The organism is Croceibacterium soli (assembly GCF_009828065.1).
In the GTDB taxonomy this organism is placed as follows: Bacteria; Pseudomonadota; Alphaproteobacteria; order Sphingomonadales; family Sphingomonadaceae; genus Croceibacterium_B; species Croceibacterium_B soli.
The window spans coordinates 96769-122013 of the sequence record NZ_WTYK01000005.1; the positions used below are offsets into that span (position 1 = coordinate 96769).

Below are 25245 nucleotides of genomic sequence, written 5' to 3' on the forward strand. Positions count from 1 at the left end.
CCATGTCCGAGAAGCACAACCTGCCGGCGAAACTGACCGATCGCGGCGGCCGCGCCGTTCGCAAGGTGGTGACCAAGACTCGGAGCGGCGTCCGCAAGGTGCCCGGACCGAGCCCGAACTCCGCGACCAACCTGCTCGTCGCCGATATCGCGATGCGCACTGTCATGCGCCTGTTCAGGCGTAGCGTCGAGAAGGGCCTGCTCGGCGCGCGTTTCGATCCGGCGAAGGCCCACGAGATCGTGGAAGGCCGCACGCTCGGAAAGACCCTGTTGAGCGCGGCGGCAGCGCGGGTGGCGACCGGTTCGGTCCCCGGAGCTATGCTGGTTGGCGGCGGAATCCTCGGCAAGGCACTGCTCGATCGGACGGTGGGTCGAAGAAGGGCGATCCGCAAAGGCGATCGCGCGCTGGCGGAGCAGGCCGAAAAAGCCTGAGCGTAGCTGCGCAAAGCGGCGCCGCGGGGCTTGATTTCGCCCGCCCGCCTGCGCCAACAGCGTGCATGGCTCCTTCGCAAACTCCCGGTTCCAATTCGCTCAAGCGGCGCGGGCTGATGTTCGTGCTCTCCTCCCCCTCCGGCGCGGGGAAGACGACGATCGCCCGCCGGCTCCTGGCCGAGGACGACGAGATCGCCATGTCGGTCTCCGTCACCACGCGGCCGATGCGCCCCGGCGAGGTCGAGGGCCGCGACTACCAGTTCGCCGACCGCGCCCGGTTCGATGCGATGGTCGAGGCGAACGAGTTCCTCGAGTGGGCCGAAGTCTTCGGCAACTGCTACGGAACGCCGAAAGCGCAGATCAAGGCCGGCCTGCGCGAAGGGCAGGACTTCCTGTTCGACATCGACTGGCAGGGCACGCAGCAGCTCTACCAGCGGATGGAGACCGACGTGGTTCGGGTGTTCCTGCTGCCGCCGAGCATCGAGGAACTGGAACAGCGCCTGCGCGGCCGCGGGACCGACAGCGAAGAGGTGATCGAGGGGCGCATGGCCCGCGCCAAGGCCGAGATCAGCCATTGGGACGGGTACGACTACGTGGTGATCAACGACGACGTGGAGGCCTGCTTCGGCAAAGTCCGCGCGATCCTGGATGCCGAACGCCTGCGCCGCGCACGACAGACCGGCCTGGTGGACTTCGCGCGCAACCTGATGCGCTGACCTAAGCCTTCTTCCGGTAACCACCCTGGCCGCGGATCATCTTCCGATGGGCCTTCTGCTTCTTGACGAGGTACATCGTCAGAAGCAGCGCGCCAAGCGCGAGGACCGCAATCAGCAGATACGCGATAACCAGTCGAGCTTCCATTTTTGCGACCCTGAATGCTGGCAAAATGCGCAGCGTTCGGAAATGGTTGCGGCCGGGATAGGTTCCCGGCCGCCGTCGCCTGCAACCTAGAACTCGCGCGACCAGCTGAGCGCCACGCCCTTGTCGTCGGGGAGCGCGGCGTAGTGGCCGGGATCCTTGCGGTAGAACAGGCTGGCCGAGGCATCGCCGGTGAACAGCGGCCCGCGCCAGGCGATCTCGCCGGTCAGCTCGCGGCCTTGCGGCGCAAGGGACATGCTGCGGATGCCGTAGATCGGGCTGAGCGTTTCGTAGCTGTAGTCCACCGGCAACTGCAGGTTCAGCCCGCCCCGCTCGACCCGCAGCGGCTGCGAGACGCGGAAGGCCAGGCTGTCGCCGGGCGAGAACACCGCGCTTCGGGTGAGGTCCAGCGCCCAGGCGCGGCTGGCCAGACGCGAGCCCGCCGCGACGGCCCCACCGCTGCGGGCGAAAGTCCACCCGTGGCGCATGGCCGCGCCGAGGCGCCAGTTGTCGGCGAGGTCCCAGCCCGCCTGTGCATCGAGGAACAGCGTGTCCGCCCCGGAAACCCCGAAAGCATTGTGGAAGCGCGCGCCGAGCATCGTCGTGTCCTCGCGCATCCAGTTGAGGCCGAGCGCCGCGTGCACCCCGCCGAAGCGGCGATCGAGACCGAGCCCGAAGGTCTGCACGTCGCCGCGTTCGCGCTCTCCGCGCAGCTCCGCGGCACGGCGCATGACCGAGGCGGACAGCGTCTCGCCGCTGTCGGCGCTCAACGTCAGGCCCCACGGGCCGAGCCGGCGGCGAACGGCCACGGCCGCGTCCGTGCTGCGGTAAAGCCCCTCGTCTCCCACCGCTCCGCCGGCGATCATGAAGGCCGGGCGGTCCTGCCCCTGGAGCTGGGCCACGAGCCCGTCGGCGCTCTGGGCGAAAGCGAAGCCGACTTGCGTGGTCGGGGACAACTGCAGCGCGACCCGTGCCGCCAGAACGCGGGCGCCCTCGGCATCTTCCGGTGACAGGGTGAGCTGGCCGACGCGCGACGGTTCGCCAAGGCGGCCGCCGGCGTCGATGGTGAAGGCGAGGCTCGCCTTCTCGTTGCCGGCCACGAGCTGGCGCCGCTGGACCGCGAGCGAGCCGTGCAGCGGCTCGCTGACCCGCGCGCCGCCCATGGTTCCGGCGAGATCGATGCCGAAGGCGCGCTGGTATTCGTCCAGCACGATCGTCTGCAGCGAGGCGCGCTGTGCGGCATCGCCCATGGCCGGCGAAGTCGAACCGCTACTGTCGCCGGCTGCCATGGGCGTGGTCCCGCCGGCCAGGCTGGTGGTGCCGATCGGCTGGAACGCGCGTGCGATATCGAGGATCCCGCGGCCGTAGACCGGATCGGTGCCGGGAGCGCCCGCATCGAACGCGGAGCGCAGCAGGACGTCGACGATCTGCGCACCCGTCAGGCGCGGGAACGCCTGGGCCAGCAAAGCCGCCGCCCCGGCAATCTGCGGCGCGGAGAAGCTCGTGCCGGAGAACAGATAGGAGAAGCCCTCGCTGTCGACGTAGATCCTGCCGTCCTTGTAGACGCAGCAGATTGCCTGGCCGCGCGCGGCGAGGAACCGGTTCGGCTGATTGCCGGCCCGGTTGCTGAAGCTGGAGATGACGCCGTTCTCGTCCACCGAGCCGGCGACGATCACGCTGGTGCCGCCGGCGGCGTCGATGCCCGCGGCGAAGCTGTCCAGTTCCGCCTGGCCGTCGTTCCCGGCCGAGACGACGATCACCGCGCCGGCGTTCGCCGCGCGCTGCACCGATCGCCTGAGGACCGTGTCCGGCGCCCCGCCGCCGAGCGAGAGGTTGATGATCCTGGCTCCATTGGCGATCGCGTGATCCACCGCCCGGGAGATCGCGCCGTCGGAGAAGGTGCAATCGTCGTCGGTGTCGTTGGCGCCGCTGTCGCTGACGCAGGAACCCGGCGTGTCGGCGCGCAGGGCCATGATCGTGGCGTTCCAGGCGATGCCGACGATGCCGGTGTTGTTCCGCGCCGCAGCGGCGACGAGCGCGACGTTGGTGCCGTGGTCGTCGGTCGAATCCACGCCGCGGCTGCTGGTGTCGCTGTACACGTCGCGGGAGGCGGGCGAGATGCGCCCGGTGAACTCCGGACTGTCCATGTCGATGCCGGTATCGACGATGGCGATCGAGATGCCCTGCCCCGTGGCGCCCGCATTCCAGGCCGTGGCGGCGTTGTGCTGCAGCGGACCGTCGGACCGGCGGAACTCCGCCGTGTCGAACTGGGTCGGCACGGGCGATGGCGTGGGGCTGGGCGCGGGCGACGGGGCCGGCGTGGGAGCTGGCGTCGGAGTGGGTGTCGGTGTTGGCGTAGGCGTAGGCGTCGGTGCGGGCGTAGGCGTCGGTGCAGGCGCGGGAGCCGGGGCCGGTGTCGGTGAAGGTGCGGGCGCCGGGCTGGGCGTGCTGATCGCCCCCCCGTTGCCGCCGCCGCCACAAGCGCTGACCAGGACGAGCGCGGACACTGCGATCCCGGCGTGCAATCCGCGCGAGAAGGAGCTGCAGACCCTCATTTTCGATTGTTCCTCTGCGACCCGGCAAGGCCGAGAGAGCAGCCTCGCCAGTGAAAGATGCACGACCTTGACTCAACGTTCCCGTTGCCGGAACGGGACACGCCTTGCCCGGCGCCCGGCGCCGGTCTACCCGCCTTTCGCCCGCCGGTCTTGAACCGGCAGTGAACTCTATATTTTTTAAGGACCTACGATGACCGACAGCCTGGAAACCGTGATCGACGCCGCATGGGATTCGCGTGAGACGGTCACGCCCGGCAGCACCGATGTGCGCGAAGCGGTCGAAAGCGCGCTGGAACTGCTCGACAGCGGAGAGGCGCGCGTGGCCGAGCCTGACGGCCAGGGCGGCTGGCGAGTCAACCAGTGGCTGAAGAAGGCCGTGCTCCTGTCGTTCCGCCTTTACGACAACGCGCTGGTCGATGTCGGCGCGGCCGGCGCTCCGGCGTTCGACAAAGTGCCGAGCAAGTTCGCCGGCTGGGGCGAGGATCGCTTCCGCGAGGCCGGCTTCCGGGTGGTGCCGGGCGCCGTCGCGCGCCGCGGCAGCTTCATCGGCAGGGGCGCCGTGCTGATGCCGAGCTTCGTGAACATCGGCGCCTATGTCGGCGAAGGAACGATGGTCGATACCTGGGCGACGGTGGGATCGTGCGCGCAGATCGGCCGCAACGTGCACATCTCCGGCGGCGCCGGGATCGGCGGCGTGCTCGAGCCGCTGCAGGCCGGGCCGGTGATCATCGGCGACGGCGCGTTCATCGGCGCGCGGGCCGAAGTGGCCGAGGGCGTTCGTGTGGGCGAAGGCGCCGTCCTTTCGATGGGCGTCTACCTCGGCGCTTCGACCAAGATCGTCGACCGGGCGACTGGCGAGGTGCATCGCGGCGAAGTTCCGCCATACGCAGTGGTCGTGCCCGGCGCGATGCCGGGCAAGCCGCTGCCCGACGGGACGCCCGGCCCCTCGCTCTACTGCGCGGTGATCGTGAAGACCGTCGACGCGCAGACCCGCTCCAAGACCGGGATCAACGAGCTGCTGCGCGACTGAGCCAGGGGCTCGCAGCGGAACATTCGTCCTGCCTGACCGTATTTCCGGCGAACCCGCGAGGGGCGCAGATTACGGGAGGCAGCGACGATGGAACGCAGGGGCGACGAAGTTCATATCGACAGTGACGAAGCACGGGCCGGCTCGACGAACAACGTCGTGCGCTGGGTGCTGATCGCCGGCCTGCTGCTGGTGATCACCGCCTTCACGATCATCGTCTTGATCGGAAGCGCGAGCCAGGGCGACCACGAAGACGACGTCACCATGAAGGTCGATGCGCAGGACCAGAGCAGGGCCGGCGGCGAAAGCACCGACGGGATCGTCAGCGAAGGCGCCGACGAGCTCCCCGAGCCGGCGACCGAAGCGAACACCGAGGGCGAGGGCCGGATCGCGAACTGATCGCACCCCGCTTGGGCGGCGAGGCAGAGGAGACCTGACATGCCGGCGAAATCCAAGGCGCAGCAGAAGGCGGCCGGCGCCGCCCTTTCGGCCAAGCGCGGGGACAGCAAAGTCTCCGAGCTGCAAGGCGCTTCCAAGGGAATGTACGAGTCGATGACCGAAGACGAGCTCGAGGACCTGGCGAGCACCAAGCGCAAGGGCAAGCCGGAGCACGTCGACGACGACTGATGCCGCTGGACCGCTTCATCGAAGCCCAGGCGCCGGCCTACCATCGCGCCCTCGCCGAGTTGCGGGGCGGCGCCAAGCAGAGCCACTGGATGTGGTTCATCTTCCCGCAGATCTCCGGCCTCGGCAGAAGTCCGACCGCCCAGTTCTACGCCATCGCGGATCGCGCCGAGGCGCACGCCTACCTGGCCCACCCGGTCCTCGGCCGTAGGCTGCGCGAATGCACCGACGCAATGCTGGCCTGGGGCGGACGCAAGTCGGCCGAAGCCATCCTTGGCCCGATCGATGCGCAGAAGTTCAGGAGCTCGATGACGCTGTTCGAGGCTGTCGCGGAGGACGACGACCGCTTCGCGCAGGCGCTGGAGGCGTTCTACGCGGGCACGCGCGACCAGGCGACGCTCGACCGGCTGTGACGGGCTCCGCCGCGCCTACCCACCGGCCAGCGCCATGCCCCCAGCTTACTCGATCGTCAGGCCCACGACGCGCCAGCCGCCTTCCTCGCGATCGAGCGTGACCGTCTCCACCGCGTCTGCCTTGTTGGCGAAGCTTGTGCGAAACTTCACGACTTCATAGCCGTGAGGCGGAGCGGGGAGCTTCTCCTGGCTGACGAACGCGCGCGAGATTACCGTGCCGAGGGGCACGCGCACCTTTTCCGATACCGTGGCCCAGACCTCGGCAGTGTTGAGCTTCCGGAACGAGGTGCCGGTCGCGCGATAGCTTTCGTCCCACCGTCCCTGGTCCACCAAGGCCAGCCACTGACGGGCCGTATCCACCACCTCCGCGTTCGGGGCGGCGCGAACGGCAGCGGGGGCCGGCGGCGCGGTCGAAGCGGCGTTTGGCAAGGCGGTGAGCGCCAAAAGACTGAGAGCAAGCGTCATGAGCAGAACTCCGATCACTATCCAGGGAAGGCGGTGCACCCGCCCTGCGCCGGGGATCGGCGCGATTCCCTGATCGATCAGAGCCGGGGGGGAATCTCCCCCCATTTTCACGTCCCCTAAGAATTGGGGGTCGAAGGAGTCAGGTCGCCCCTGTTCGGCCGCCAGCAGAAGGCGTGCGGCCTCGCGGCTGCTCGATACCGCCATCTTGCGCCGCGCATCGCGAAGCCGTTCGTTGATCGTGTGGACCGAGAGGCCGAGGCTGCGTGCGATCGATTTCGCGTCATGGCCGCGAACGATGAGGCGGAGCGTCTCCTTCTCCTTCTCCGTGAGCGCCCAATCGTCTTTCTGCACGGGCGTGTTCATGCCGGGAGTCTAGGAGACGCGCTTCGCCGCAGATACCCCAAAAAATTTGGTGGCACGAGGCGGCATCAGCCGACAAGACGGGCAAGAGCCTGAGCAGCGGCGGGCGCGCGTTCCTTGGCGCCGTTGATCATCAGGGCGAAGACGTCCCCGCCCTTCCCTCGGCTCGCCGCCGGGTCGCCGGCGTAAGCCAAACCCTCCGGGGCCTCGCCGGCGGCCCAGGCGCGGCAGAGGGCGGCGATGCGCTGGATGTCTTCGGCCGGATATCCGGTGGGCTCTTCCGCCACGAGGTTCTTGCAGCGCAAGTAGGCGAAGTCGGCGGTGCGGTCGGCGATCGGCGTGCGGCCCTCCTGTTCGCACCAGACGATCGCCGCGCCGGCGGCGCGGGCGAGGTCGACGAACTGCGGGCAGGCGAAGCTTTCGTGTCCGACCTCGACGGCGTGGCGCAGGCGGACGCCTTTGTGCTCCACCGGCAGCAGCGCGAGGAAGGCGGCCATGTCCTCCGCCTCGAACCGCTTGGTGCCCATGAACTGCCAAACGATGGGTCCGAGGCGGTCGCCCAGTTCCTCCAGCCCTTGCCCGAAGAACCTGGCGAGCGCATCGCCGGCGCCCGCGAGCACTTTGCGGTTGGTGACGTAGGAGGACCCCTTCAGGGTGAACACGAATCCTTTGGGCGTCTGCTCGCGCCAAGTGCGGAAGCTCTCCGGTTTCTGGAGCCTGCGATATGTGCCGTTGATCTCGATCACGCCGACCTGACGGGACGCCCATTCGAGCTCGCGCTTCTGCGCCAGGGCTTCGGGGTAGAAGGTGCCCTTGCGCCACTCCGGGTAGACCCAGCCGCCGATGCCCGCCCTGATCGCCATCCGGCCAGCCTATCCCGGCAAGGAACCGAACCCCGCTATTTGCGGTTTCCTGTGCCGGGAGAGCGACGAAAGGAGCTCGCATGGCGGTCGAGGCAATCTGGAACGATCAGGTGATCGCCCACAGCGAGAAGACCGTGGTGGTCGAAGGCAACCACTACTTCCCGCGGGACGATGTCGACACGTCGGTGCTGGAGAAGAGCGCCACTACCTCCGAATGTCCGTGGAAGGGCACTGCGCACTACTATAGCATCGACCTCGACGGAGAGCGCAACGAGGATGCCGCCTGGTACTACCCGGATCCCAAGCCGGAGGCGGAGAAGATCCGCGGGCATATCGCCTTCTGGAACGGAGTGGAGATCGTCGAGGAGTGAGCCCGGTCAAAATCGTCATCGAGGAACTGCGCTTGTCGCCCCATCCGGAAGGCGGCTGGTTCCGCGAGACGTGGCGCGCCCCCGCCGCCGAGGGGGAGCGAGCGCAAGCGACCGCGATCCTGTTCCTGATCGAAGCCCACCAGCGTTCCCACTGGCACAAGGTCGACGCGTCCGAAGTCTGGCTGTGGCACGCCGGCGACCCGCTGCTGCTGTCGCTGAGCGCGAGCGACGAAGGCCCTGTGCGCAAGATCCGCCTGGGGCCCGACGTTATCGCGGGCGACATGCCGCAGTATGTGGTCGATGCGCACGAATGGCAGTCGGCCGCGCCGCTGCCGGGCAAGGCCGGCTATACCCTGGCCTCGTGCGTGGTAACGCCCGCGTTCGAGTTCTCCGGCTTCACCCTCGCCCCGCCCGAGTGGCACCCGGGCGGGTGAGACGGGCCGCCTACTTCTCCTTGCCGGCGACGCCGTAGTTGATCTGCGCGTTGCGGGTCTTCTGGAACTCCGGAACGGACATGCCCTTCATCGCCGCATAGATGTCGATGTTGCCGATGCCGGTCACGGCGCCGAGCTTCTCCAGCATGAAGAAGATCACGCCGTAGTGGATCATGCCGATCCAGTCGCGTTCGCGCACGAGGCGCTTCTCCTCGTCGCTGAGGCCGGCCTGGGCCATCGCCGCTTCCTCGTCTTCCCGGAACAGCTTGCGGACGGCCGGATCGGTCAGCGAGTGGAGGAAGTGGTTGAGGCGGAAGCCGCGGACCGAGCGTTCGATGGTGAAGGGGTAAGTGCCCTCCATCTTCTCCACGCCCTTGTAGTCCCACTCCATGCGCTCGCGCAGCGCCTCGTCGCTCTCGGCGGGAGGCGCGACGTCGCCCTTGTCGTTCAGGATCATCGTCGCGATCGGGCACATCGACGGGAGGAAGTAGGTCTTGTGCGTGACTTCCACCTCTTCCGACAGCGCGCCGCGCATCATCAGCCACATGACCACCTCGGCGCCTTCCCAGCCGCCCAGCTCCGCCAGCTTGGCGATCGGGTAGTCGAGCAGCGCTTCGGGGTTCTTCTCGAGCAGGTCCATGAACTTGTCGTCCCACTCGGGATTGTTGAAGCCGCAGGCCTCGCCGTGAACCTGGTGGCTGAGCCCGCCGGTGCCGGCGATCGCCACCTTGATGTCCTCCGGGTAGGACTGGATCGCGCGGCGCAGCGACTTGCCGAACTTGTAGAAGCGGCGGGCCGAGGGCAGCGGCACGGTCAGCACGCCGCAGACGATCGGCAGCAGCTTCACCGCCCAGCCGTTCTCGGCATCGTGGTCGACCATGACCGACAGCGGCGAGAACGCGCCGTGATCGAGGCCCTTGCCCTGGAAATAGCTGAGGTCGAACTCGTCGGCGACCATGACTTTGGCGACATGCTCGGCGAACTTCGGGTCGCCCATGATCGCCGGGATGTCGCGCGGGCCGCCGCCTTCGTCGGCCGCTTCGAATTTCTCGCCGACGCCCAGCGCGAAGTGGCTGTAGTGGTCGAAGAACGAGGTCATGTGGTCGTTGTAGATATAGACCAGCACGTCCGGCTTCTTCTCGCGAAACCACTGCTGCACCGGTTCGTAGCCCTCGAAGATCGGCTTCCACACCGGGTCGTCGAACTTCTTCGCGTCCTTGGCGAAGGCGATGGTGGGGGTGTGCGACGTGGCTATGCCGCCGACGATCGTAGCCATTGTGGGCCTCTTCCTCTCGATGCTGCGCAAGGCCGCGCGGGGCCGTGCTCCTTTGCCCGCATGATGCCACGCGGTGAGGCCCGGGGACAAGCCAATTTCCAGATGCGCGAAATGTTCACGTACCCGAAACGAAAACGGGCGGAGCAGCCTCTCGCTGCTCCGCCCGCATTCATGCCCCCTGCCGGGCGCTGCCCGGCGAGATCGCTTAGCTGAGGTGCTTGGAGACCGCGGCCGTCATCTTGAACATGGAGATCTGGTCCTTGCCGATGACCGCGCCGAGCTTGTCGTCGGGATTGATCATCCGCTTGTCCTTGCTGTCCTGCAGGTCGTTGCCCTTGATGTATTCCCAGACCTTGCTGGTCACCTGGGCGCGCGTCATCGGCCCCTTGCCGACCACGGTTTCGAGCTCCGACGAGAGCGTGACTGGTTTCTGCAGTGCATTGTTCTTGGCCATGGGCCCATCCTTTCCAGGCTAGAGATTCGGTAGCGTCGTCTTAATTCAAAAGCTCGGTTTCGTCCTGCTCCCCGTCGAAATCATCCCCACCTTCGTTTTTCTCGTAGGTTCCAGTGAGCACGGCGGCGGCTACCACGTGGCCCTTCATCGCTGCAACGAGGTCCGCCCTCCCTGCCCCCGGCATCAGCGCGAGCGGCAGGTCGAGGGCGAAGATCTGGAACACGTAGTCGTGCGCTCCCTGACCCGTCGGCGGATCGGGCAGCAGCCATTCGGAGTTGTTGAACGCGTTCTTGCCGACCCGCGGCGGAACCTCGCCCTCCAGCAGCTTTCCTTTCTGAGGAGCCAGGCCCCAGACCAGCCAGTGGCAGAACGGCTCCGACGTCGGCGCGTCCGGATCCTCGACCACGATCGCCAGTTCCTGCGCACCCGCCGGCGGCGCGGTCCACTCGAGCGGCGGAGCGACGGAGTCCTCCTCTTCGGCGGTGAAGCAGGGATCGAGTTCCTCGCCGTCGGCGAAAGCCGGCGAAGTCAGCTTGAAGCCGCCCTTGTTCAGCACGTCCTCCCCGCCGATCTGGGCAATGGTCAGCTTTGCATGGCCGGCGCGGGCGTTCTTCAGCGCCTTTCCGAGCCAGGCGGGTACGTTGTCGTGCATGTCGTGCGTTTCTCCTTCGAACGGGCGACCGTAGGGAAGCGATACCCGCGCCGCAACCGCCCTGGCTTCAGGCGAAGCGAAAGGCGCAAGATCGCCGCCGCCGGCATGTCCTCGCCATAATCGTGCGCACCCGGGTGTTCGGATGTCCCAGCGGCAACCATCAGCGGAAGCAGGTGTTCCTCGTGCGCGGCATTGCGCCGGCTTGGATCAGGGATGCTCGGACCCGGTGAAGCTCTGCGCATCGGTCCAGGCGCAGCCCTGGCGCTGCTCGGCGCCGACTTCCAGGGTGACGGTGAACGGGTAAGTCCGGTCGCTCATCCCGTCGCTGCATTCGCCCGGGGTCACCGCCATCACGAAAGGGGCGCCGTCGAGGGTGCCGGAGAAGGAGAGGCCGTTGCGCCCGGCGAAGCGCTCGACGGGTATTTCGGTGCCGTCGATGTTCTCGGGGGTGGAATAGGTCAGCGTTCCGCCGGCGACCTGCCCGCCCCAGAACGGTTCCGTTCCGGTGAAGCGCAGGACTTCGTGCTCGCCGATCCCGGCGTAAGGCTGCCTGTCGTCGGTGTCGCCGGGTCCGCTGGTGGAGGGTGCGGCGACGGCCTCTTCGGAGGCGGCCACTTCGCCTGGGGCGGCTCTATCGGTGCCAGGCTCGCCCTGGCAGCCGGCCAGCGCAAGAGCGAGGAACAGAGCGAGGGTATGGGGAAGTCGGGTCATGCCGCACCCTACGCGCGCGCCGCGGGCGGAGCAAGGATGGGGCGCTGGTTGGAAGCGTGCCCGGCTCAGTCGTGCGCTTCGGCGTCCTCAGCCACGCGGGCGGCTTCCTCGGCCTCGGCAGCGCGGCGTTCGACGCGGATCAGTTCGGCCTTGGCCCGGTCTCGTTCGACCTTCTTCGCCTGGTTGGCGAGCGAGCGCCACACGGCGGCCGAGCGTTCGGCCCGTTCGCGGACCATGACTAGTTCGGCCTTCGCGGCCTCGGCAGCGGATTCCTTGGCACGCGCATCGTAGAACTGGAATGTCTGGCTCACGGGCGCGTCTCCTGGGGTCGTCGGATTGATAGTAGGCGCCCCGGGCGCGGCGATGACGCGCGCGCCCGGGGTCCCGAAGTCGGTGGCTTAGGCCGCCGAGAGATTGACCGCGGAGGCCTTGCCGTTACGGCCGGTCTCTACCTCGTAGTTGAGGCGCTGGTCCTTATCGAGCGTCTGCATCCCGGCCGCCTGGACGGCGGAGATGTGGACGAAGCTGTCTGCGCTGCCGTCGTCGGGCTGAATGAAGCCATAGCCCTTGTCGGTGTTGAAGAACTTTACGGTGCCGGTAGGCATAGTCTGTTTCCTTTCGAGAAACGGGTCGATCGCCGGCAGCAGTTTGGCTGGCCGCCGATCATTCGGTTGTCCGCCCGCAACGTGCGGGCGGTAGTCGCGTCGGGTCGTCAATCGAAAGGAAGTCGTCGTCAGCCTTGCGCCCCGGCAACCGCTGAGCGGATACGCGGGGCGTTCGTCATTCGCCGAAGTCCGTCGCAAAATTCGACGTCAGCGCCGCCGCTATACCACAGGGCCCGCGGAACGCCTAATCGCATCGCCTCAGCACTTGCCCGGCCCGCCGCGCCGATTCGGAACCGGCCCGGCACCGCTGCATTTTTTCCTTAGAGGAGAGTGCTTTCGGCATGAGCGGAGCAGCGAAGTTCCTGTTGACCACGATCGGCGGCGGCGTCCTGCTCGGCACTGCCGGCGGCTACCTGGCCGACCCCAAGATGCAGCAGTACGGCGGCAACGAGCCGTGGCGGCAAATGCTGGAGTCGGACCGGTCTCCGTCCGAGAGTCCGCTCGCCATCGAGGCCCCGCCGTATGACTTGCGGCCATACGGCGGCAGCCACAGCTACGCCCCGGAGTTCGCCGACGACCCGATCGAAACCTGGTCGGATCCTTACCTCGATGCCGACTGGCTCGAGTACGAACCCGATTGGCCGGAGCCGCCGCAGATCGCCCGGCTCGAGATCGAGGAGCCGGAGGCGCCGTCCTACGGGCGCACGGTCGAGTTCCCCCCGCCGTCGATCACCAGGACCGCCGAGCGCGCGGAGCGGGCCGCGGACGACGCGAGCCTGGCGGCCAGCGAGCCTGCCGACCTGCCGCCGGAGCCGCGGGTCGCCCAAGGCGCATTGCCCGCTATCTGGTAGGAATGGACTGCGCCGGAGCCGGACGCCGGCCCCGGCGCGTCACGCGTCAGGGAAGTTCGCGCGCCTGGGTGAGGTGGCCTTCGACCACGGTGGCCGTTTCCTGCGCGAAAGCTTTGAGCGCCTCGTTGTCGCCGTTCGCCGCATAGCCCTGGAGCAGTGCGAGCGTCGCTTCGTGGGCGGCGACCTGCTGCTGGGCATAGGTCTGGTCGAAGTTCTCGCCGGCATCGCGCAAGGCCTGCAGGTCCTGCTGCTGCTTGGGCGTCATCTGCGGGTTGACCGTTACGCCGGTCGCCTGTGCGGCGGCATCCTTCAGCTTGGTCGACGAACTGGTATGATCGTCGATCATCATCTGGGCGAACGACTTGACCCCTTCGCTGGTGCCGTTCTCCTGCGCCAGCCGCGATGCTTCGATCTCGTACATGTCGCTGCCGGCGACGGCGTCGACGAACTGCTGCGCGGTCTGCGGCTGGGCCGCCATGTCGTCCGCTGCAACCGAAGTCTGGTCGGCCGCGGCGGTGTCTTCCATCGGCGCTTCTTCCTCGGCATCGCCGCATCCGGCGAGGGCCAGGGCGAGCGCGCCGGCGGTGGCGAAAAGAATCTGCTTGGTCATGGTCCTCATCCTCTGCTGAGCCTCCCCGAGCAACCGGGCAGCGGCGGCTCGGTTCCGGCTCTCATCCGTTTTCGGCCACCCCCTACCGGAAGAGCAGGGGAACACCCGCGCGCGTCACGCGCTTGGGCCGTGGATCCGCGTTTTCTCGAGGAGGAGAACCACCGATGACCGTCAACACCGCCACCGCCCGCTACGAAGGACTCGGCAAGGACGGCCGCGGCCATGTCGCCACCGCTTCGGGAGTGCTCAATGCCTCCTACGGCTTCGGCACCCGCTTCGAGGGGCAGCCCGGCACCAATCCCGAAGAGATGATCGCCGCCGCCCACGCGAGCTGCTTCACGATGGCGACCAGCTTCGCGCTGGCCAAAGCCGGCCACAGCGACGGCACGCTGGAGACCGAATGCAAGGTCACGCTGGAGAAGGACGGCGACGGCTTCTCGGTTACGCGCTCCGCCCTGAAGCTGACCGGCCGGGTGCCGGGGATCGCGCGCGAGGAGTTCGAGCGGCTGGCGGGCGAGGCCAAGGCGGGCTGCCCGATCTCCAAGCTGCTCAACTGCGAGATCACCCTGGAGACCGCGTTCGAGGAGTAGCCCCGGCGAATTCGCGGGCGTTCGGCGCGATTTGCGCTAAGCTGCCGGCCGGGCATTCCGCCCGCACTGGAAACGACCATGGCCAAAGGCCAGAACAAATCGAACCGCGAAGTCCGCAAGCCCAAGGCCGAGAAGGCGCCGAAGCAGAACGCTTCCAACCCGTCGATCAAGCCCGGCGGCATCAAGGGCCTGGAGAACATGAAGAACGGCTGATCCGCCGGCGGCGCGCTAGGCCGGCTTGCGGGCCTTGTGCTCGGCGATCAGCCGGTCGAGCTCGGCGATCCGCTGACGCTCCGGCGTGTCCTTCGCCAGCCCCTTGAGCCGGCACGTCGCCCACAGGGCCTTGCGCTCTGATTCCAGCGCCTTGAGATAGAGATCGGCCATTCGGGCTCCTGTCGTTGGCCGCCGCATATAGGCATCGGCGGCGGAATAGGACAGGGCCCGCTTCGGCGATTCCCGGAGCTCAAGAGGAGACCCAGCATGCCCGGCCCGATCCGCATCCTCGTCGATGCCGATGCCTGCCCGGTGAAGGACGAGATCTACCGCGTGGCGGAGCGCCGGCAGGTGCCGGTCTCGGTCGTCAGCAACAGCCCGTTCCGCGTGCCGACCGGCCCGCTGGTGGAGCGGGTCGTGGTCTCCGGCGGGTTCGACGCCGCCGACGACTGGATCGCCGAGCGGGCCGATGCCCGCACCGTGGTGATCACCGCCGACATCCTGCTGGCCGACCGCTGCCTCAAGGCCGGGGCCACGGTGATCGGCAACAACGGCCGCCCCTTCACCGAAGCCTCGATCGGCGCCGCCATCGCCACCCGCGCGATCATGGCCGACTTGCGCGCCGGCGGCGACGCGATCGGCGGCCCGGCTCCGTTCGCCAAGGCGGACCGCTCGCGATTCCTGCAATCGCTCGACGAGGCGCTCGTGCGGCTGGAGCGCAAGGGCTGAACCTGGACGGCTAGAGCGGACCTGGCCGAAGTTGAGAGGGGGCCGCGACGCCGCCGGTCGGAGCTGCGCTCCGAACCCCTCTCCCAACCCTCTCCCGCAAGGGGAGAGGGCTTTGTTTGCGCCGCCTCCCCTCGCCCTCCCTCTTCGTCACCCCGGACTTGGTCCGGGGCCCATTTCTCCGCCCGCACCGACCTGTCCAGGCGGCGCGATGGATGCTGAAACGAGTTCAGCATGACGAAGGTGGGGGCGGATTGTGAGTGTTAGCGCGCGTTGAACTGACCCCAGCCACTCCGCCTAGAGCGGGTTCACCGCGCCTTCGCCCACGACCGTCAGCCACTCGCGCACCCGCCACGCCGAGACCAGCCCGTTCGCCACGTAAGGATCGGCCCTCGCGAAAGCCTCCGCGGGGCCGGCATCGTCGCCGGCGAACAGCAGCACCGCCTCCTCCGCCGGATCCAGCGCGCCGCCCAGCAGCAACTCCCCCCGCCCCGCCGCCGCCCGCGCCAGCGCGAGATGCTCGGCCCGAAAGGCCGGGCGGCGATCGAGGTACGCGGGCGCGAGGGTGTAGGTGAGCAGGAAATGGCGGGTGCGTGGGAGAGGTGCGGACATGGCGGCCTTTTCACTCGGCGGAGGCTCGGAGGGAAGCGCTTTCCGCGGCCTCGCCGCTGTGCCTTCTCTCCCCTTGCGGGAGAGATACGGAGGCTTGGCAACTCGTTGCCTAGCCGAAGTTGAGAGGGGGCTGCGAGGCCGCTGGTCGGAGCTGCGCTCCGAACCCCTCTCCCAACCCTCTCCCGCAAGGGGAGAGGGCTTTGTTCGCCGGGCTGCCCTCGCCCTGCCTGTTCGTCACCCCGGACTTGTTCCGGGGCCCATTTCTCCGCCCGCGCGGATCTGTCCTTGAGGCGCGATGGATGCTGAAACGAGTTCAGCATGACGGAGGTGGGCGGGTTGTGAGTGGTGGCTCGCGTGGCGCCCCGCGCTCACTCCGCCTGGAAGCAGACCGCCTCGATCTTGTTGCCGTCGGGGTCGCGGACGAAGGCGCCGTAGTAGTGCGCGTCGTATTCGGGGCGCAGGCCGGGAGGGCCGGCGTCGCTGCCGCCGTTGGCCAGGGCGACGCGGTAGAACTCGTCCACCATCGTGCGGGTCCCGGCCCAGAAGGCGATGTGCACCCCGTTGCCGACGCTGGCCGGCCGGCCGTCGCTTGGCTTTTCCAGGCTGAACACGGTCATCGCCGTGCCGTAGTCGACCGAGCCGTCCCGCTCGCAGATTTTGCGCATGCCGAGCACCGCGAGGACGGGATCGTAGAACGCCGCGGCGCGGGCGGCGTCGTTGGTGCCGAGGGAGACGTGGCTGAGCATTGCGCGGAAACGCGCGAGGCGCGCGCGGTTTCCGGGCGCGCGCGATTGCCCGCTGGCGAGTGCAGGCCTTTCGCCGGGAGGAGAGGCGAACGGGAGGCCGACGCCTGCCTGGGCACCACAGGCTTGCCTGCGAGAGCATCGTTGCGAACGGCGGCGAGGGCTACGCGGTAACTCGCTGCTCGGCCCTGTGGTGCGAGGCGGCGGCGGGCAGGGCTCGCAAGTGAGCCGCCGGCCGGCGGGAACTACCCCGCGCTGGGCGGACCGCTCTGGGTGGCCGGAGCCGCCCTTGGCCTGCGCCCTCGCATCCCGGTTCGGACACCCGTGAGGACGAATGTCCGCAGGGCGCCGGCCTTGTGCGGGGTGAGAAGCGAAGCGCTACCGCCCCCGCACCCGTCGCTGTCAGCGGTTGGCTGGCGTGGGGCGCCTAACCTATATGGTTCGATTTGTCAAGATGAATTTGCCGTTCGGGCAATCCGCGCGATGGCGGCTTTCATCTCGAAGAGGTTTGAGTCGCCCCTCGCCCAGAGCGGTCGGATGAAATCCGCGTAGATCCAGCCTTGCGATAGCTGATTAGTGAGCGCAAATTCTGCGGGACATAATACAAACTCAAACCGCCTTATCATCCGGCACAAAACTTACCCGCACTTCGTCCCCGTCGCCGCAGCGAGCTTGGCCAGCGTGGTGGCCGACGGCCGCGAGCGGCCGCTTTCGAGGCGGGCGATGGCGCTCTGGCTGGTGCCCAGGCGCTCGGCCAGTTCCTCCTGGGTCAGGCCGGCATGAGCGCGTGCGCCGATCACCGCGCTGGCGAGGGCGAACTCTTCCTCCAGCGCTTCGTATTCGCGAACGAACTCGGGTCCTTGCGCCACTCTGCGAACAGCACCCGTGCCGGGATGAGGGTGCCGCCGCTCATGGCTTTCACGCCGCCTCCAGTCGCGGGATTGCATCCAGCGCGTCGCCGAGTTCGCGTTCGGCGATCTTGAGGTCGTAGCGTTTCTGCAGGTTGAGCCAGATTTCCGGCCCGTCGCCGCACAGCTTGCCGATGCGCAGCGCCATCGCGGCGGTTATCGGCTGCTTCTCGTTCAGAATGTCGTAGAGCGTCTGGCGCGAGATGCCGAGCAGCCGCGCGATCTCCGCCTTGGGGCGGCCGAGCGCGGGTAGCACGTCCTCGCGCAGAATCTCGCCGGGGTGAATGGGGCGAATGGCCCAGAGCCGCTGTTTCGCCATCAGTGATAATCCTCCAGATCGACATCGACGGCATCCTCGCCGTCCCATGCAAAGGTGATCCGCCAGTTGCCCGAGGCGTCGACGGCAAAGCGGCCCTTGTCGCGACCCTTCAACCCGTGAAACCGCAGGCCCGGTGCGTTCATCTGCTCTGGCTGGTTCGCCGTATCCAGCCGAAGCAGGATACGCGCCACCCGCTCGACATTCGGCACGCTCAGCTTCGAGGCGTCGCCCTGCTCGACGAACTGGCGCAGGGCTTTGCTGCGGAACGAGCGGATCACGGGTGTAAGTTAGTGGCTGACAGATTGAGTGTCAAGCGTTGGCTTACAAGCTGCATCACGGTGCCAGCCTCGATCGTTGTCGAACACGTTGTCCGAGGTTAGCACCGTGTGCGGCGAAGCGTGGAGGAATTTACTCCGTTCCGGAGGTATCTGCCCCGCCGGGTCAGTCGTGCTCGCGGCCGCCCGCGCCCAGGTAGAGTTCGCTGCCGGTTTCGCGGAACTTTTCGGACATCTGCTCCATGCCGGCTTCGGCCTCAGCGATTGCCGCGGGGCCCCCTCCACCAGCCTGCGGCTGGTCCCCCTCCCTCCCCGCCTTCGCGGGGACAGGCTGGGGAGGATTGTTGTGTTGCCTCGCCGCGAAGTCCCGCACTTCCTGCGTGATCTTCATCGAGCAGAACTTCGGGCCGCACATCGAGCAGAAGTGGGCGGTCTTGGCACCCTCCGCCGGCAACGTCTGGTCGTGGTATTGCTCCGCCGTGTCGGGGTCGAGCGAGAGGTTGAACTGGTCGCGCCAGCGGAATTCGAAGCGGGCTTTCGACAGGGCGTCGTCGCGGACTTTGGCGGCGGGGTGGCCCTTCGCCAAATCCGCGGCGTGGGCGGCGAGTTTGTAGGTGACAACGCCGACTTTGACGTCGTCGCGATCGGGCAGGCCGAGGTGTTCCTTGGGGGTGACGTAGCAGAGCATTGCCGTGCCGAACCAGCCGATCATCGCCGCGCCGATGCCGCTGGTGATGTGGTCGTAGCCCGGGGCGATGTCGGTGACGAGCGGCCCGAGGGTGTAGAACGGGGCCTCCCCGCAAGCCTCGAGCTGCTTGTCCATGTTGGCCTTGATCTTGTGCATCGGCACGTGGCCGGGGCCTTCGATCATCACCTGGACGTCCTGCGCCCAGGCCTTCTTGGTCAGCTCGCCCAGGGTGTAGAGCTCGGCGAACTGGGCTTCGTCGTTGGCGTCGGCGATACTGCCGGGGCGCAGCCCGTCGCCCAGCGAGTAGGCGATGTCGTAGGCCTTCATGATCTCGGTGATCTCGTCGAAGCGTTCGTAGAGGAACGATTCCTTGTGATGCGCCAGGCACCACTTGGCCATGATCGAGCCGCCGCGGCTGACGATGCCGGTGACGCGCTTGGCGGTCATCGGGATGTAGGGCAGGCGCACGCCGGCGTGGATGGTGAAGTAGTCGACGCCTTGTTCGGCCTGCTCGATCAGCGTGTCGCGGAAGATCTCCCAGGTGAGATCCTCGGCAATGCCGCCGACTTTCTCGAGCGCCTGGTAGATCGGCACGGTGCCGATCGGCACGGGGCTGTTGCGGATGATCCATTCGCGCGTGTCGTGGATGTTGCGGCCCGTGGAGAGGTCCATCACCGTGTCGGCGCCCCAGCGGATCGACCAGACCATCTTGTCGACTTCGGACGCGACATCGCTGGCGACGGCGGAGTTGCCGATGTTGGCGTTGATCTTGACCAGGAAGTTGCGGCCGATGGCCATCGGCTCGGCTTCCGGGTGGTTGACGTTGGAGGGGATGATCGCGCGGCCGCGGGCGACCTCGTCACGGACGAACTCCGGCGTGACGTAGTCGGGAATGGCGGCGCCCCAGTCCTGCCCATCGCGGATGTGCTCGCGGATCTGCGCGCGGCCGAGGTTCTCCCGCTCGGCGACGTATTCCATCTCCGGCGTGATGATGCCCTGGCGGGCGTAGTGCATCTGGCTGATGTTGCCGCCTGGCTGGGCGCGCAAGGGGCGGCGCAGGGCGGTCGGGAACGGGGGCACGCCGCCGGAACGGTCCGGGCCGAGCTGGCCGTTGTCTTCCGGACGCACTTCGCGCGGGGCATATTCCTCGACGTCGCCGCGGGCGAGCTGCCATTCGCGGCGCAGGGCGGGCAGGCCGGCGGCGATGTCGATCACGGCGGCGGGGTCGGTGTAGGGGCCGGAAGTGTCGTAGACCCGCACCGGCGGCTCCCCGCTGGAGGGCTCGAGGTCGATCTCGCGCATCGCCACCTTAAGCGGACCGACGTGGACCTTGCGGCTGCCGCGGATCGGGCCCGTGGTGACGCCGATTTCGAGACGGGAGGGAATGTCGGCCATCGAGGTTCTCCAATTGCGGGAGGAGAACGGCCCTTCGACAAGCTCGGGGATGCCGCGCTCCCTCCCTACGCCGGTGTCAACCGGATCAGGTTCTGCGGGTCGAAGGCTGCTGCCTCCCTCTCAACCGCGCTGAGCGGTCCCCCGGGGATGGCCGGACCTTAGGCGCAAAGCGAAGCGACTTAAAGGGGGCAAACGATCCCGCCGCGCCCGACCCCTCGGACCGGCGACAGCGGATCCGGATTCTGCTATGGAGTCGCGACAATCCCGGTGTTGCCGCACCACCCGAGCGGCGGAAAAGGAGTGTGGCCATGAACCTTATCGCAGCACGAACCCTTGCCCTGGCGCTGGCGGCGGGCCTGCCCGCGGCGGCGGCGGCGCACCACGGCTGGGGCTGGACCGACGACGAGGAATCCCGCCTTTCCGGCACGATCCAGTCGATCAGCTTCGGCAATCCGCACATGCACCTGCAGGTCCGCACCGAAAGCGGCGGCATCTGGGAAGTCGACCTTTCGCCCCCGATCGTCGCCCAGCGCTCCGGCTTCGGGCGGGAGGCGGCGAAGGCCGGGGACAAAGTCGTCCTGACCGGCCACCGCGCCCGCGACCGCGATGTGCGCGCGTTCAAGGCCGAGACGGTGACGGTGCGCGGGAAGACCTACGACGTCTATCCGCAGCGGCCCAAGTCGCTGAAGCCGGACGCCTGAGGGCAACCCTAACCCCCGCCCGCCGTTCGTCCTGAGCCTGTCGAAGGACGGGAGTGCGAGCCTCCCGTGGTTCGACAAGCTCACCACGAACGGGGGTGGCTCACCACGAACGGGGGTGGTTCATTACGAACGGGCTCGCCTAAAGCCGCGAGAGGGCGACCAGGATCGCGCCGATCCCGAACAGCGCGGAGAAGCCGGCCCAGAAGCCGGGAGCGGCCATGATCAGCCGGCGCGCGAGCATGAGGAAGCGGTCGCCCGCGGCCAGGATCAGCAGGCCTTCGGCGGCGCAGATGCCGCCGATCACGCTGACCGCGATCGACAGCCAGTCCTCCGGCCGCCAGGGCGTCACGAGATAGATCGCCGCGCCCAGGGAGATGCAGAACATTCCGGTCAGGAAACGCGAGGCGGGGCTGCGCTCGAAGTCCAGCAGCATCGCCGCCCAGCCGCCCGGAGCGCGGAACTCGCCGGCTGCCGCGGCCAGCGAATAGAGCCCCAGGAACAGGGCAATCCAGGCGGGAATATCGGCGGCTTCGGCCATCGCGGCTCTCCTTTTCCTCGTCTCGGGTGCGACCGGTCTAGCGGTTCTCGGTGGCATATCAAAGGCACCTTCCGGGCGGCCGGATCGCAGCCGAACGGAAACCTAAAGGTTCCTTGATGTTGCATCGCGCGGAACGGACTCCCGCCATCGGGGGTTTGGTGCGCATGGCTTCGAACTCTACTCCCGCAGCGCGCCGCGCCGAGCGCCGGGACCTTCGCATCGTCTCCCGTCTCCTGCGCTGGAGCGGAACCGTACTCGCTCTCATCGGCGCCGTAGGTCTGATCGTATCACGCCCCGACGCATGGTGGTCCGGGCCATCCTGGTTCTCGCTGGTCGTCGGCCTGCTGCTCGCCCTGGCCGGTATCGTCAGCCGCGTGCGCGAGCGCCGCAGGCGCCCGCCCGGCACCGCCGGCTGAGGCCAACCACCTTCCCGTAAGCATTGCACGCCCGCGCGGGGCCGCTACACCGGCTGCGATGAGCGGGCGGAGCTGCGATACTGCGATGGCCGGCGGCGAGCCGAAGACCGCTTCATGACGGCCGAAGGCAAGCGCGCTTGCGTGGTCGGCAGCGGCTTCGGCGGGCTGGCGCTGGCGATCCGCCTGCAGGCGGCCGGGGTCGCGACCACGGTGATCGAGGGCCGCGACCGGCCGGGCGGCCGCGCCTATCACTTGCGGGAGGACGGCTTCACGTTCGACGCCGGCCCGACGGCGATCGCCGATCCGGCGGGCCTGCGCGAGCTGTGGGAGCTGACCGGCCACGACCTTGCGCTTGACGTCGAGCTGATGCCGGTTTCTCCCGTCTGCCGCCTCAGCTGGCCGGACGGAACGACATTCGACTTCTCCGCCGACGAGCGCGCGGTGCGGAACGAGATCGCCCGGATCAGTCCGCGCGACGTGGCCGGATACGATGCCCTGCTGGGCTATTCGGCCATAGTCCGGGAGGAAGCGACCAGGCTGGCCGGCATGCCGTTCCTCGACCGCAAGAGCATGGCGAAAGCCACCCCCGCCCTGGCGAAGCACCAGGCCTGGCGCAGCCTCTACAGCCACGTCGCCAGGCACGTCCGTCACGAGAAGCTGCGCGAGGCGCTGAGCTTCCACACCCTGGCGATCGGCGGCAACCCGCTGACCACCAGCGCGCTCCAGGCGCTGGCCTGCGCGCCGGCGCGAGACGGCGGGGTGTGGTGGGCGCGCGGCGGCATGAACCGGCTGGTCGCCGGCATGGCCCGCCACTTCGAGCGGCTCGGCGGCTCGGTGCGGCTGAACGATCCGGCGGTCCGCATCCACACCATCGGCAACCGCGTGAGCGAGGTCGAGACGCGCGGCGGCTGGCGCGAACGCTTCGACGCGGTCGCCAGCAACGCCGACCCGGTCCACACTTACCGCGACCTGCTGGCGAGCAGCCACCGCGGCCGGCAGATGGCCCGCCGGCTGGCGAAGCAGCGCTACAGCCCCGGCGTGTTCGTGGTCCATTTCGGCATCGAGGGAAGCTGGCCGGGCATCCCCCACCACACCGTTCTGTTCGGTCCGCGCTTCCACGGCCTGCTCGAGGATATCTACGATCGCGGGGTGTTGCCGGCGGATTCGCTGATCTACCTGCACCACCCGACGGTGACCGACCCGAGCCTGGCGCCCGAAGGGATGAGCACGTTCCATGCGCTCGTCCCGGTCGCCAACATGGGCAAGCTGACGATCGACTGGCAGCAGATCGCCCCGCTGCTGGAGAAGCGCATCCTCGACGAAGTCGGCCGGCGCCTGATCCCCGACATCCACGACCGCATCGTGACGAAGTTCTCCTGCAGCCCGCGGGACATGGCGCTCGAGCAGAACGCTCATCTCGGCAGCGCCTACGGCCCGGAACCGCTCCTCACCCAAAGCGCCTTCTTCCGCGCGCACAACCGCGACGACGTGATCGGTAACCTCTACCTCGTCGGCGCGGGCACGCATCCGGGCGCGGGGGTTCCGGGTGTCGTTGCGGGCGCTCGGATTACCGCGGGCCTGATGTTGGAGGACCTGGCGGGATGAGTGTTTTGCGCTCGCAGAGGCGCAGAGGCGCAGAGTGGGCTCCGCCGCAGGCGGCCTGCCGAAGCGACCTAACGGTCTACACGGCAATAGGGTGTAAAAAGCGGCTTCGCCGCAGGCACAACATCTCCGCGCCTCTGCGCCTCTGCGAGCGCCAATCATCCCAGAACCCAACGCCGGAGCACACTCCATGAAACGCCTCGCCGTCTACTGCGGCTCCGCCACGCCGGAGGACCCGCGCTACGTCGCGCTCGCCCGGGAGGTTGGCGAGGAGTTGGCGCGGCGGGGGATCGGGGTGGTCTATGGCGGCGGCCGGCTCGGGCTGATGGGGGCGCTGGCGGCGGGGGCACTCGAGGCCGGGGGCGAGGTGGTCGGCGTGATCCCGGAGGCGATGGTCGCGGCGGAAGTCGCCAACCCGGATTGTACCGAGCTCCACGTCGTGGCCACGATGCACGAGCGCAAGCAGGCCTTCACCGACCTTTCCGACGGGTTCCTGACCCTGCCGGGCGGGGTCGGGACGATGGACGAGCTGTGGGAAGCGGTGAGCTGGGCGCAGCTCGGCTACCATTCCAAGCCGGTCGGGCTGCTCAACGCCTTCGGATTCTACGACGGGCTGATCGCATTCGCCGCCCACATGGCCTCGGTCGGCTTCGTGCGCGAGGCTCATCGCGGGATCCTGATCGCCGAAAACGAACTTGGCGCGTTACTGCAGCGTATGGAGGCCTATCAGCCGCACAAGCCGATCTTCCGAATGACGGCGGAGGAGCTATGAGACGCCCGCGCCTGCTGGTGATGCCGCGCAAGCCGCGGCCGCTCGTGGCGTCGGGCATCATGCGCGCGCCCCCGCGCCAGACCGGCGGCGGGCGGGAGCGCGAGTCCCTGGTGCAGCTCGCGCATCAATCGATGCGTCGGGGCAGCAAGAGCTTCGCGCTGGCCAGCCGGCTGTTCGACAAGAGCACGCGCGAGCGGGCCTGGCTGCTCTACGCCTGGTGCCGCCGGTGCGACGACATCGCCGATGGACAGGACCACGGCGGCGGGCTGAAGCTCGACGAGAGCACCGCGCGCAACCGCATCGAGGCGATCCGCGTCCTCACCCGCCGTGCGCTGGAGGGCCAACCGACCGCCGAAGTGGCATTCGACGCGATCGGCCAGGTGGCGACCGAAGCCGGCCTGAGCGCCGACATGACCGAGGACGTGATCGACGGCTTCGCGCTCGACGCGGAAGGCTGGCGGCCGCGCAGCGAAGCCGACCTGATGCGCTACTGCTACCACGTCGCCGGCGCCGTGGGGGTCATGCTGGCGCGGGCCATGGGCGTTCCGGCGGACGATCACGACACGCTCGACCGGGCCTGCGACCTCGGCCTGTACTTCCAGCTCGTCAACATCGCCCGCGACGTATCCGAAGACGATGCGGCCGGGCGCTGCTACCTGCCGGTCGAGTGGCTGGTGGAGGCCGACATCCCGCCGGGCGAGCACATGCGGCCCGACTTCCGCGAGCAGCTGGTCGGCATGGTCGCCCGGCTGCTGGACATGGCCGAAGCGCACAAGGCGGCGGCGCTGTTCGGCGCGGGCCGGCTCCCGTTCCGCCAGCGCTGGGCCGTCATCGCCGCCGCCGAGATCTACGGCGCCACCGCCCGCGACATCCGCCAGCGCGGCCCGGCGGCCTGGGACCACAAGCCGCGCACCGGCTATTTCGCCAAGCTCGGCCTCATCGCCCAGGCCTTCTTCGCCGCCTTCAAGACCGCCCCGCAGCCCGACCCGATGCCCCGCTGGACCCGCGGCGAGCTGATGACGATGATCCGCATGGCCGGCCCGATCGCCCCGATGCCCACCACCCCTCTGCCCGACGAGGAGATGTGAGCCGCAGGGGCGAAAATCCTGCCCCGGGACTTGCAGCGCAACTGGTTTCTGTCGCAACAAGGCGACAAGATCTGGAGAGTTGCGTGAACGAAATCGTCG

Annotated in this window: 36 protein-coding genes and 1 riboswitch; of the genes, 17 read left to right on the forward strand and 19 right to left on the reverse strand. The window is 68.3% G+C overall.

Annotated features, from left to right (window positions below):
• Nucleotides 1–2 precede the first annotated feature (2 nt).
• Complete coding sequence (locus GRI75_RS09910; protein WP_160746818.1) at nt 3–431, forward strand: hypothetical protein; 429 nt, start codon at nt 3–5, stop codon at nt 429–431.
• 65 nt (nt 432–496) lie between these two features.
• A complete protein-coding gene (gmk, locus tag GRI75_RS09915; protein WP_160746819.1) occupies nt 497–1147 on the forward strand; it encodes a guanylate kinase in 651 nt (216 codons plus the stop codon).
• A 1-nt stretch (nt 1148) separates the two neighbouring features.
• Here the strand turns inward: gmk and GRI75_RS09920 are convergent, their stop codons facing one another.
• Both GRI75_RS09920 and GRI75_RS09925 read right to left on the reverse strand, forming a co-directional pair.
• The gene (locus tag GRI75_RS09920; protein WP_160746820.1) at nt 1149–1292 is read right to left on the reverse strand and encodes a hypothetical protein; all 144 of its coding nucleotides are present in this window, start codon (nt 1290–1292) and stop codon (nt 1149–1151) included.
• Nucleotides 1293–1378: 86 nt separating this feature from the next.
• On the reverse strand, nt 1379–3568 hold the full coding sequence (locus GRI75_RS09925) for a S8 family peptidase (protein ID WP_328597968.1): 2190 nt from the start codon (nt 3566–3568) through the stop codon (nt 1379–1381).
• A gap of 466 nt (nt 3569–4034) precedes the next feature.
• Here GRI75_RS09925 and dapD point away from each other — a divergent pair, with 466 nt between their 5' ends.
• The 4 genes from dapD to GRI75_RS09945 all read left to right on the forward strand — a co-directional run bounded on the left by dapD (nt 4035) and on the right by GRI75_RS09945 (nt 5908).
• Entirely contained in the window at nt 4035–4874 is an 840-nt protein-coding gene (gene dapD / locus GRI75_RS09930; protein ID WP_160746822.1) for a 2,3,4,5-tetrahydropyridine-2,6-dicarboxylate N-succinyltransferase, read from the forward strand.
• An 87-nt stretch (nt 4875–4961) separates the two neighbouring features.
• Nucleotides 4962–5270 (forward strand): hypothetical protein, encoded by a 309-nt coding sequence (locus GRI75_RS09935; protein WP_160746823.1) that lies wholly within the window; start codon nt 4962–4964, stop codon nt 5268–5270.
• Nucleotides 5271–5309: 39 nt separating this feature from the next.
• A complete protein-coding gene (locus GRI75_RS09940) occupies nt 5310–5498 on the forward strand; it encodes a DUF3008 family protein (RefSeq protein WP_160746824.1) in 189 nt (62 codons plus the stop codon).
• Entirely contained in the window at nt 5498–5908 is a 411-nt protein-coding gene (locus tag GRI75_RS09945; RefSeq protein WP_160746825.1) for a DUF1810 domain-containing protein, read from the forward strand. Before GRI75_RS09940 ends, GRI75_RS09945 begins: the two co-directional genes overlap by 1 nt.
• A 45-nt stretch (nt 5909–5953) precedes the next feature.
• Here GRI75_RS09945 and GRI75_RS09950 read toward each other — a convergent pair whose 3' ends face one another.
• Nucleotides 5954–6736 (reverse strand): helix-turn-helix domain-containing protein, encoded by a 783-nt coding sequence (locus GRI75_RS09950; RefSeq protein WP_160746826.1) that lies wholly within the window; start codon nt 6734–6736, stop codon nt 5954–5956.
• Nucleotides 6737–6801: 65 nt separating this feature from the next.
• On the reverse strand, nt 6802–7596 hold the full coding sequence (locus tag GRI75_RS09955; RefSeq protein ID WP_160746827.1) for a DUF72 domain-containing protein: 795 nt from the start codon (nt 7594–7596) through the stop codon (nt 6802–6804).
• An 80-nt stretch (nt 7597–7676) separates the two neighbouring features.
• Here GRI75_RS09955 and GRI75_RS09960 point away from each other — a divergent pair, with 80 nt between their 5' ends.
• Together GRI75_RS09960 and GRI75_RS09965 are read left to right on the forward strand one after the other, a co-directional pair.
• Nucleotides 7677–7967 carry a DUF427 domain-containing protein gene (locus GRI75_RS09960; protein WP_160746828.1) on the forward strand — a complete coding sequence of 97 codons (291 nt, stop codon included), beginning with the start codon at nt 7677–7679 and terminating at the stop codon, nt 7965–7967.
• Entirely contained in the window at nt 7964–8401 is a 438-nt protein-coding gene (locus tag GRI75_RS09965) for a cupin domain-containing protein (protein WP_160746829.1), read from the forward strand. Before GRI75_RS09960 ends, GRI75_RS09965 begins: the two co-directional genes overlap by 4 nt.
• A gap of 10 nt (nt 8402–8411) precedes the next feature.
• Here the strand turns inward: GRI75_RS09965 and GRI75_RS09970 are convergent, their stop codons facing one another.
• The 6 genes from GRI75_RS09970 to GRI75_RS09995 all read right to left on the reverse strand — a co-directional run bounded on the left by GRI75_RS09970 (nt 8412) and on the right by GRI75_RS09995 (nt 12099).
• Nucleotides 8412–9677, reverse strand: a complete 1266-nt coding sequence (locus GRI75_RS09970) for a gallate dioxygenase (RefSeq protein WP_160746830.1) — start codon at nt 9675–9677, stop codon at nt 8412–8414.
• A 205-nt stretch (nt 9678–9882) separates the two neighbouring features.
• Nucleotides 9883–10131, reverse strand: coding sequence for an SWIB/MDM2 domain-containing protein (locus GRI75_RS09975; RefSeq protein WP_160746831.1), 249 nt, complete (start codon nt 10129–10131; stop codon nt 9883–9885).
• A 40-nt stretch (nt 10132–10171) separates the two neighbouring features.
• Entirely contained in the window at nt 10172–10783 is a 612-nt protein-coding gene (locus GRI75_RS09980) for a YbhB/YbcL family Raf kinase inhibitor-like protein (protein WP_160746832.1), read from the reverse strand.
• Nucleotides 10784–10990: 207 nt separating this feature from the next.
• The gene (locus tag GRI75_RS09985; protein WP_160746833.1) at nt 10991–11494 is read right to left on the reverse strand and encodes a COG3650 family protein; all 504 of its coding nucleotides are present in this window, start codon (nt 11492–11494) and stop codon (nt 10991–10993) included.
• 65 nt (nt 11495–11559) lie between these two features.
• Nucleotides 11560–11805, reverse strand: coding sequence for a hypothetical protein (locus GRI75_RS09990; protein WP_160746834.1), 246 nt, complete (start codon nt 11803–11805; stop codon nt 11560–11562).
• 87 nt (nt 11806–11892) lie between these two features.
• Nucleotides 11893–12099: a cold-shock protein gene (locus GRI75_RS09995; RefSeq protein WP_160746835.1), complete on the reverse strand. Its 207-nt coding sequence runs from the start codon at nt 12097–12099 to the stop codon at nt 11893–11895.
• 341 nt (nt 12100–12440) lie between these two features.
• Here GRI75_RS09995 and GRI75_RS10000 point away from each other — a divergent pair, with 341 nt between their 5' ends.
• Nucleotides 12441–12950 (forward strand): hypothetical protein, encoded by a 510-nt coding sequence (locus GRI75_RS10000; protein ID WP_160746836.1) that lies wholly within the window; start codon nt 12441–12443, stop codon nt 12948–12950.
• Between the two features lie 46 nt (nt 12951–12996).
• Here GRI75_RS10000 and GRI75_RS10005 read toward each other — a convergent pair whose 3' ends face one another.
• Nucleotides 12997–13560, reverse strand: coding sequence for a DUF4142 domain-containing protein (locus GRI75_RS10005; RefSeq protein WP_160746837.1), 564 nt, complete (start codon nt 13558–13560; stop codon nt 12997–12999).
• 164 nt (nt 13561–13724) lie between these two features.
• Between GRI75_RS10005 and GRI75_RS10010 the strand changes: the two genes are divergently transcribed.
• Nucleotides 13725–14150 carry an OsmC family protein gene (locus GRI75_RS10010; protein ID WP_160746838.1) on the forward strand — a complete coding sequence of 142 codons (426 nt, stop codon included), beginning with the start codon at nt 13725–13727 and terminating at the stop codon, nt 14148–14150.
• A gap of 78 nt (nt 14151–14228) precedes the next feature.
• Nucleotides 14229–14363 (forward strand): hypothetical protein, encoded by a 135-nt coding sequence (locus tag GRI75_RS14695; protein WP_268891522.1) that lies wholly within the window; start codon nt 14229–14231, stop codon nt 14361–14363.
• A gap of 15 nt (nt 14364–14378) precedes the next feature.
• Here GRI75_RS14695 and GRI75_RS14450 read toward each other — a convergent pair whose 3' ends face one another.
• On the reverse strand, nt 14379–14534 hold the full coding sequence (locus GRI75_RS14450; protein WP_202389697.1) for a hypothetical protein: 156 nt from the start codon (nt 14532–14534) through the stop codon (nt 14379–14381).
• 96 nt (nt 14535–14630) lie between these two features.
• Between GRI75_RS14450 and GRI75_RS10015 the strand changes: the two genes are divergently transcribed.
• Nucleotides 14631–15092 (forward strand): YaiI/YqxD family protein, encoded by a 462-nt coding sequence (locus GRI75_RS10015; RefSeq protein ID WP_160746839.1) that lies wholly within the window; start codon nt 14631–14633, stop codon nt 15090–15092.
• Nucleotides 15093–15386: 294 nt separating this feature from the next.
• Here GRI75_RS10015 and GRI75_RS10020 read toward each other — a convergent pair whose 3' ends face one another.
• From GRI75_RS10020 to thiC, 6 genes are all read right to left on the reverse strand, one after another.
• Nucleotides 15387–15701, reverse strand: coding sequence for a YciI-like protein (locus GRI75_RS10020; protein WP_160746840.1), 315 nt, complete (start codon nt 15699–15701; stop codon nt 15387–15389).
• Between the two features lie 368 nt (nt 15702–16069).
• The gene (locus tag GRI75_RS10025) at nt 16070–16447 is read right to left on the reverse strand and encodes a VOC family protein (protein WP_160746841.1); all 378 of its coding nucleotides are present in this window, start codon (nt 16445–16447) and stop codon (nt 16070–16072) included.
• A 635-nt stretch (nt 16448–17082) separates the two neighbouring features.
• Complete coding sequence (locus GRI75_RS10030; RefSeq protein ID WP_202389698.1) at nt 17083–17313, reverse strand: helix-turn-helix domain-containing protein; 231 nt, start codon at nt 17311–17313, stop codon at nt 17083–17085.
• A gap of 49 nt (nt 17314–17362) precedes the next feature.
• Nucleotides 17363–17671 (reverse strand): HigA family addiction module antitoxin, encoded by a 309-nt coding sequence (locus GRI75_RS10035; protein ID WP_160746843.1) that lies wholly within the window; start codon nt 17669–17671, stop codon nt 17363–17365.
• Nucleotides 17671–17949, reverse strand: a complete 279-nt coding sequence (locus tag GRI75_RS10040; protein WP_160746844.1) for a type II toxin-antitoxin system RelE/ParE family toxin — start codon at nt 17947–17949, stop codon at nt 17671–17673. The genes GRI75_RS10035 and GRI75_RS10040 overlap by 1 nt, the downstream gene beginning before the upstream one ends.
• Nucleotides 17950–18112: 163 nt before the next feature.
• Nucleotides 18113–20029 (reverse strand): phosphomethylpyrimidine synthase ThiC, encoded by a 1917-nt coding sequence (gene thiC, locus GRI75_RS10045; protein WP_160746845.1) that lies wholly within the window; start codon nt 20027–20029, stop codon nt 18113–18115.
• Nucleotides 20030–20074: 45 nt separating this feature from the next.
• Nucleotides 20075–20183: riboswitch (TPP riboswitch) on the reverse strand.
• 154 nt (nt 20184–20337) lie between these two features.
• Between thiC and GRI75_RS10050 the strand changes: the two genes are divergently transcribed.
• A complete protein-coding gene (locus tag GRI75_RS10050) occupies nt 20338–20730 on the forward strand; it encodes a DUF6152 family protein (protein WP_235911455.1) in 393 nt (130 codons plus the stop codon).
• A gap of 139 nt (nt 20731–20869) precedes the next feature.
• Here the strand turns inward: GRI75_RS10050 and GRI75_RS10055 are convergent, their stop codons facing one another.
• On the reverse strand, nt 20870–21268 hold the full coding sequence (locus tag GRI75_RS10055) for a hypothetical protein (RefSeq protein ID WP_160746846.1): 399 nt from the start codon (nt 21266–21268) through the stop codon (nt 20870–20872).
• A gap of 164 nt (nt 21269–21432) precedes the next feature.
• Here GRI75_RS10055 and GRI75_RS10060 point away from each other — a divergent pair, with 164 nt between their 5' ends.
• From GRI75_RS10060 to GRI75_RS10075, 4 genes are all read left to right on the forward strand, one after another.
• Complete coding sequence (locus GRI75_RS10060; protein ID WP_160746847.1) at nt 21433–21684, forward strand: hypothetical protein; 252 nt, start codon at nt 21433–21435, stop codon at nt 21682–21684.
• Between the two features lie 114 nt (nt 21685–21798).
• Nucleotides 21799–23289: a phytoene desaturase family protein gene (gene crtI / locus GRI75_RS10065; protein ID WP_160746848.1), complete on the forward strand. Its 1491-nt coding sequence runs from the start codon at nt 21799–21801 to the stop codon at nt 23287–23289.
• A gap of 187 nt (nt 23290–23476) precedes the next feature.
• A complete protein-coding gene (locus tag GRI75_RS10070) occupies nt 23477–24058 on the forward strand; it encodes an LOG family protein (protein WP_160746849.1) in 582 nt (193 codons plus the stop codon).
• Nucleotides 24055–25146 (forward strand): phytoene/squalene synthase family protein, encoded by a 1092-nt coding sequence (locus GRI75_RS10075; protein WP_456236848.1) that lies wholly within the window; start codon nt 24055–24057, stop codon nt 25144–25146. The genes GRI75_RS10070 and GRI75_RS10075 overlap by 4 nt, the downstream gene beginning before the upstream one ends.
• Nucleotides 25147–25245: the final 99 nt, after the last annotated feature.

Excerpts from the sequence above, each read along its gene's own strand:
- GRI75_RS09910 (WP_160746818.1), top strand. The coding sequence starts at position 3 with ATGTCCGAGAAGCACAACCTGCCGGCGAAACTGACCGATCGCGGCGGC.
- GRI75_RS09935 (WP_160746823.1), top strand. The coding sequence starts at position 4,962 with ATGGAACGCAGGGGCGACGAAGTTCATATCGACAGTGACGAAGCACGG.
- GRI75_RS10005 (WP_160746837.1), bottom strand. The coding sequence starts at position 13,560 with ATGACCAAGCAGATTCTTTTCGCCACCGCCGGCGCGCTCGCCCTGGCC.
- GRI75_RS10070 (WP_160746849.1), top strand. The coding sequence starts at position 23,477 with ATGAAACGCCTCGCCGTCTACTGCGGCTCCGCCACGCCGGAGGACCCG.
- GRI75_RS10060 (WP_160746847.1), top strand. The coding sequence starts at position 21,433 with ATGGCTTCGAACTCTACTCCCGCAGCGCGCCGCGCCGAGCGCCGGGAC.
- GRI75_RS09920 (WP_160746820.1), bottom strand. The coding sequence starts at position 1,292 with ATGGAAGCTCGACTGGTTATCGCGTATCTGCTGATTGCGGTCCTCGCG.
- GRI75_RS14450 (WP_202389697.1), bottom strand. The coding sequence starts at position 14,534 with ATGGCCGATCTCTATCTCAAGGCGCTGGAATCAGAGCGCAAGGCCCTG.
- GRI75_RS09975 (WP_160746831.1), bottom strand. The coding sequence starts at position 10,131 with ATGGCCAAGAACAATGCACTGCAGAAACCAGTCACGCTCTCGTCGGAG.
- GRI75_RS10035 (WP_160746843.1), bottom strand. The coding sequence starts at position 17,671 with ATGGCGAAACAGCGGCTCTGGGCCATTCGCCCCATTCACCCCGGCGAG.
- thiC (WP_160746845.1), bottom strand. The coding sequence starts at position 20,029 with ATGGCCGACATTCCCTCCCGTCTCGAAATCGGCGTCACCACGGGCCCG.
- GRI75_RS09970 (WP_160746830.1), bottom strand. The coding sequence starts at position 9,677 with ATGGCTACGATCGTCGGCGGCATAGCCACGTCGCACACCCCCACCATC.
- dapD (WP_160746822.1), top strand. The coding sequence starts at position 4,035 with ATGACCGACAGCCTGGAAACCGTGATCGACGCCGCATGGGATTCGCGT.
- GRI75_RS10020 (WP_160746840.1), bottom strand. The coding sequence starts at position 15,701 with ATGTCCGCACCTCTCCCACGCACCCGCCATTTCCTGCTCACCTACACC.
- GRI75_RS10010 (WP_160746838.1), top strand. The coding sequence starts at position 13,725 with ATGACCGTCAACACCGCCACCGCCCGCTACGAAGGACTCGGCAAGGAC.
- GRI75_RS09950 (WP_160746826.1), bottom strand. The coding sequence starts at position 6,736 with ATGAACACGCCCGTGCAGAAAGACGATTGGGCGCTCACGGAGAAGGAG.
- GRI75_RS09980 (WP_160746832.1), bottom strand. The coding sequence starts at position 10,783 with ATGCACGACAACGTACCCGCCTGGCTCGGAAAGGCGCTGAAGAACGCC.
- GRI75_RS09960 (WP_160746828.1), top strand. The coding sequence starts at position 7,677 with ATGGCGGTCGAGGCAATCTGGAACGATCAGGTGATCGCCCACAGCGAG.
- GRI75_RS10055 (WP_160746846.1), bottom strand. The coding sequence starts at position 21,268 with ATGGCCGAAGCCGCCGATATTCCCGCCTGGATTGCCCTGTTCCTGGGG.
- GRI75_RS10025 (WP_160746841.1), bottom strand. The coding sequence starts at position 16,447 with ATGCTCAGCCACGTCTCCCTCGGCACCAACGACGCCGCCCGCGCCGCG.
- crtI (WP_160746848.1), top strand. The coding sequence starts at position 21,799 with ATGACGGCCGAAGGCAAGCGCGCTTGCGTGGTCGGCAGCGGCTTCGGC.
- GRI75_RS09945 (WP_160746825.1), top strand. The coding sequence starts at position 5,498 with ATGCCGCTGGACCGCTTCATCGAAGCCCAGGCGCCGGCCTACCATCGC.
- GRI75_RS14695 (WP_268891522.1), top strand. The coding sequence starts at position 14,229 with ATGGCCAAAGGCCAGAACAAATCGAACCGCGAAGTCCGCAAGCCCAAG.
- GRI75_RS10015 (WP_160746839.1), top strand. The coding sequence starts at position 14,631 with ATGCCCGGCCCGATCCGCATCCTCGTCGATGCCGATGCCTGCCCGGTG.
- gmk (WP_160746819.1), top strand. The coding sequence starts at position 497 with ATGGCTCCTTCGCAAACTCCCGGTTCCAATTCGCTCAAGCGGCGCGGG.
- GRI75_RS09940 (WP_160746824.1), top strand. The coding sequence starts at position 5,310 with ATGCCGGCGAAATCCAAGGCGCAGCAGAAGGCGGCCGGCGCCGCCCTT.
- GRI75_RS10000 (WP_160746836.1), top strand. The coding sequence starts at position 12,441 with ATGAGCGGAGCAGCGAAGTTCCTGTTGACCACGATCGGCGGCGGCGTC.
- GRI75_RS09955 (WP_160746827.1), bottom strand. The coding sequence starts at position 7,596 with ATGGCGATCAGGGCGGGCATCGGCGGCTGGGTCTACCCGGAGTGGCGC.
- GRI75_RS09985 (WP_160746833.1), bottom strand. The coding sequence starts at position 11,494 with ATGACCCGACTTCCCCATACCCTCGCTCTGTTCCTCGCTCTTGCGCTG.
- GRI75_RS09995 (WP_160746835.1), bottom strand. The coding sequence starts at position 12,099 with ATGCCTACCGGCACCGTAAAGTTCTTCAACACCGACAAGGGCTATGGC.
- GRI75_RS10075 (WP_456236848.1), top strand. The coding sequence starts at position 24,055 with ATGAGACGCCCGCGCCTGCTGGTGATGCCGCGCAAGCCGCGGCCGCTC.
- GRI75_RS10050 (WP_235911455.1), top strand. The coding sequence starts at position 20,338 with ATGAACCTTATCGCAGCACGAACCCTTGCCCTGGCGCTGGCGGCGGGC.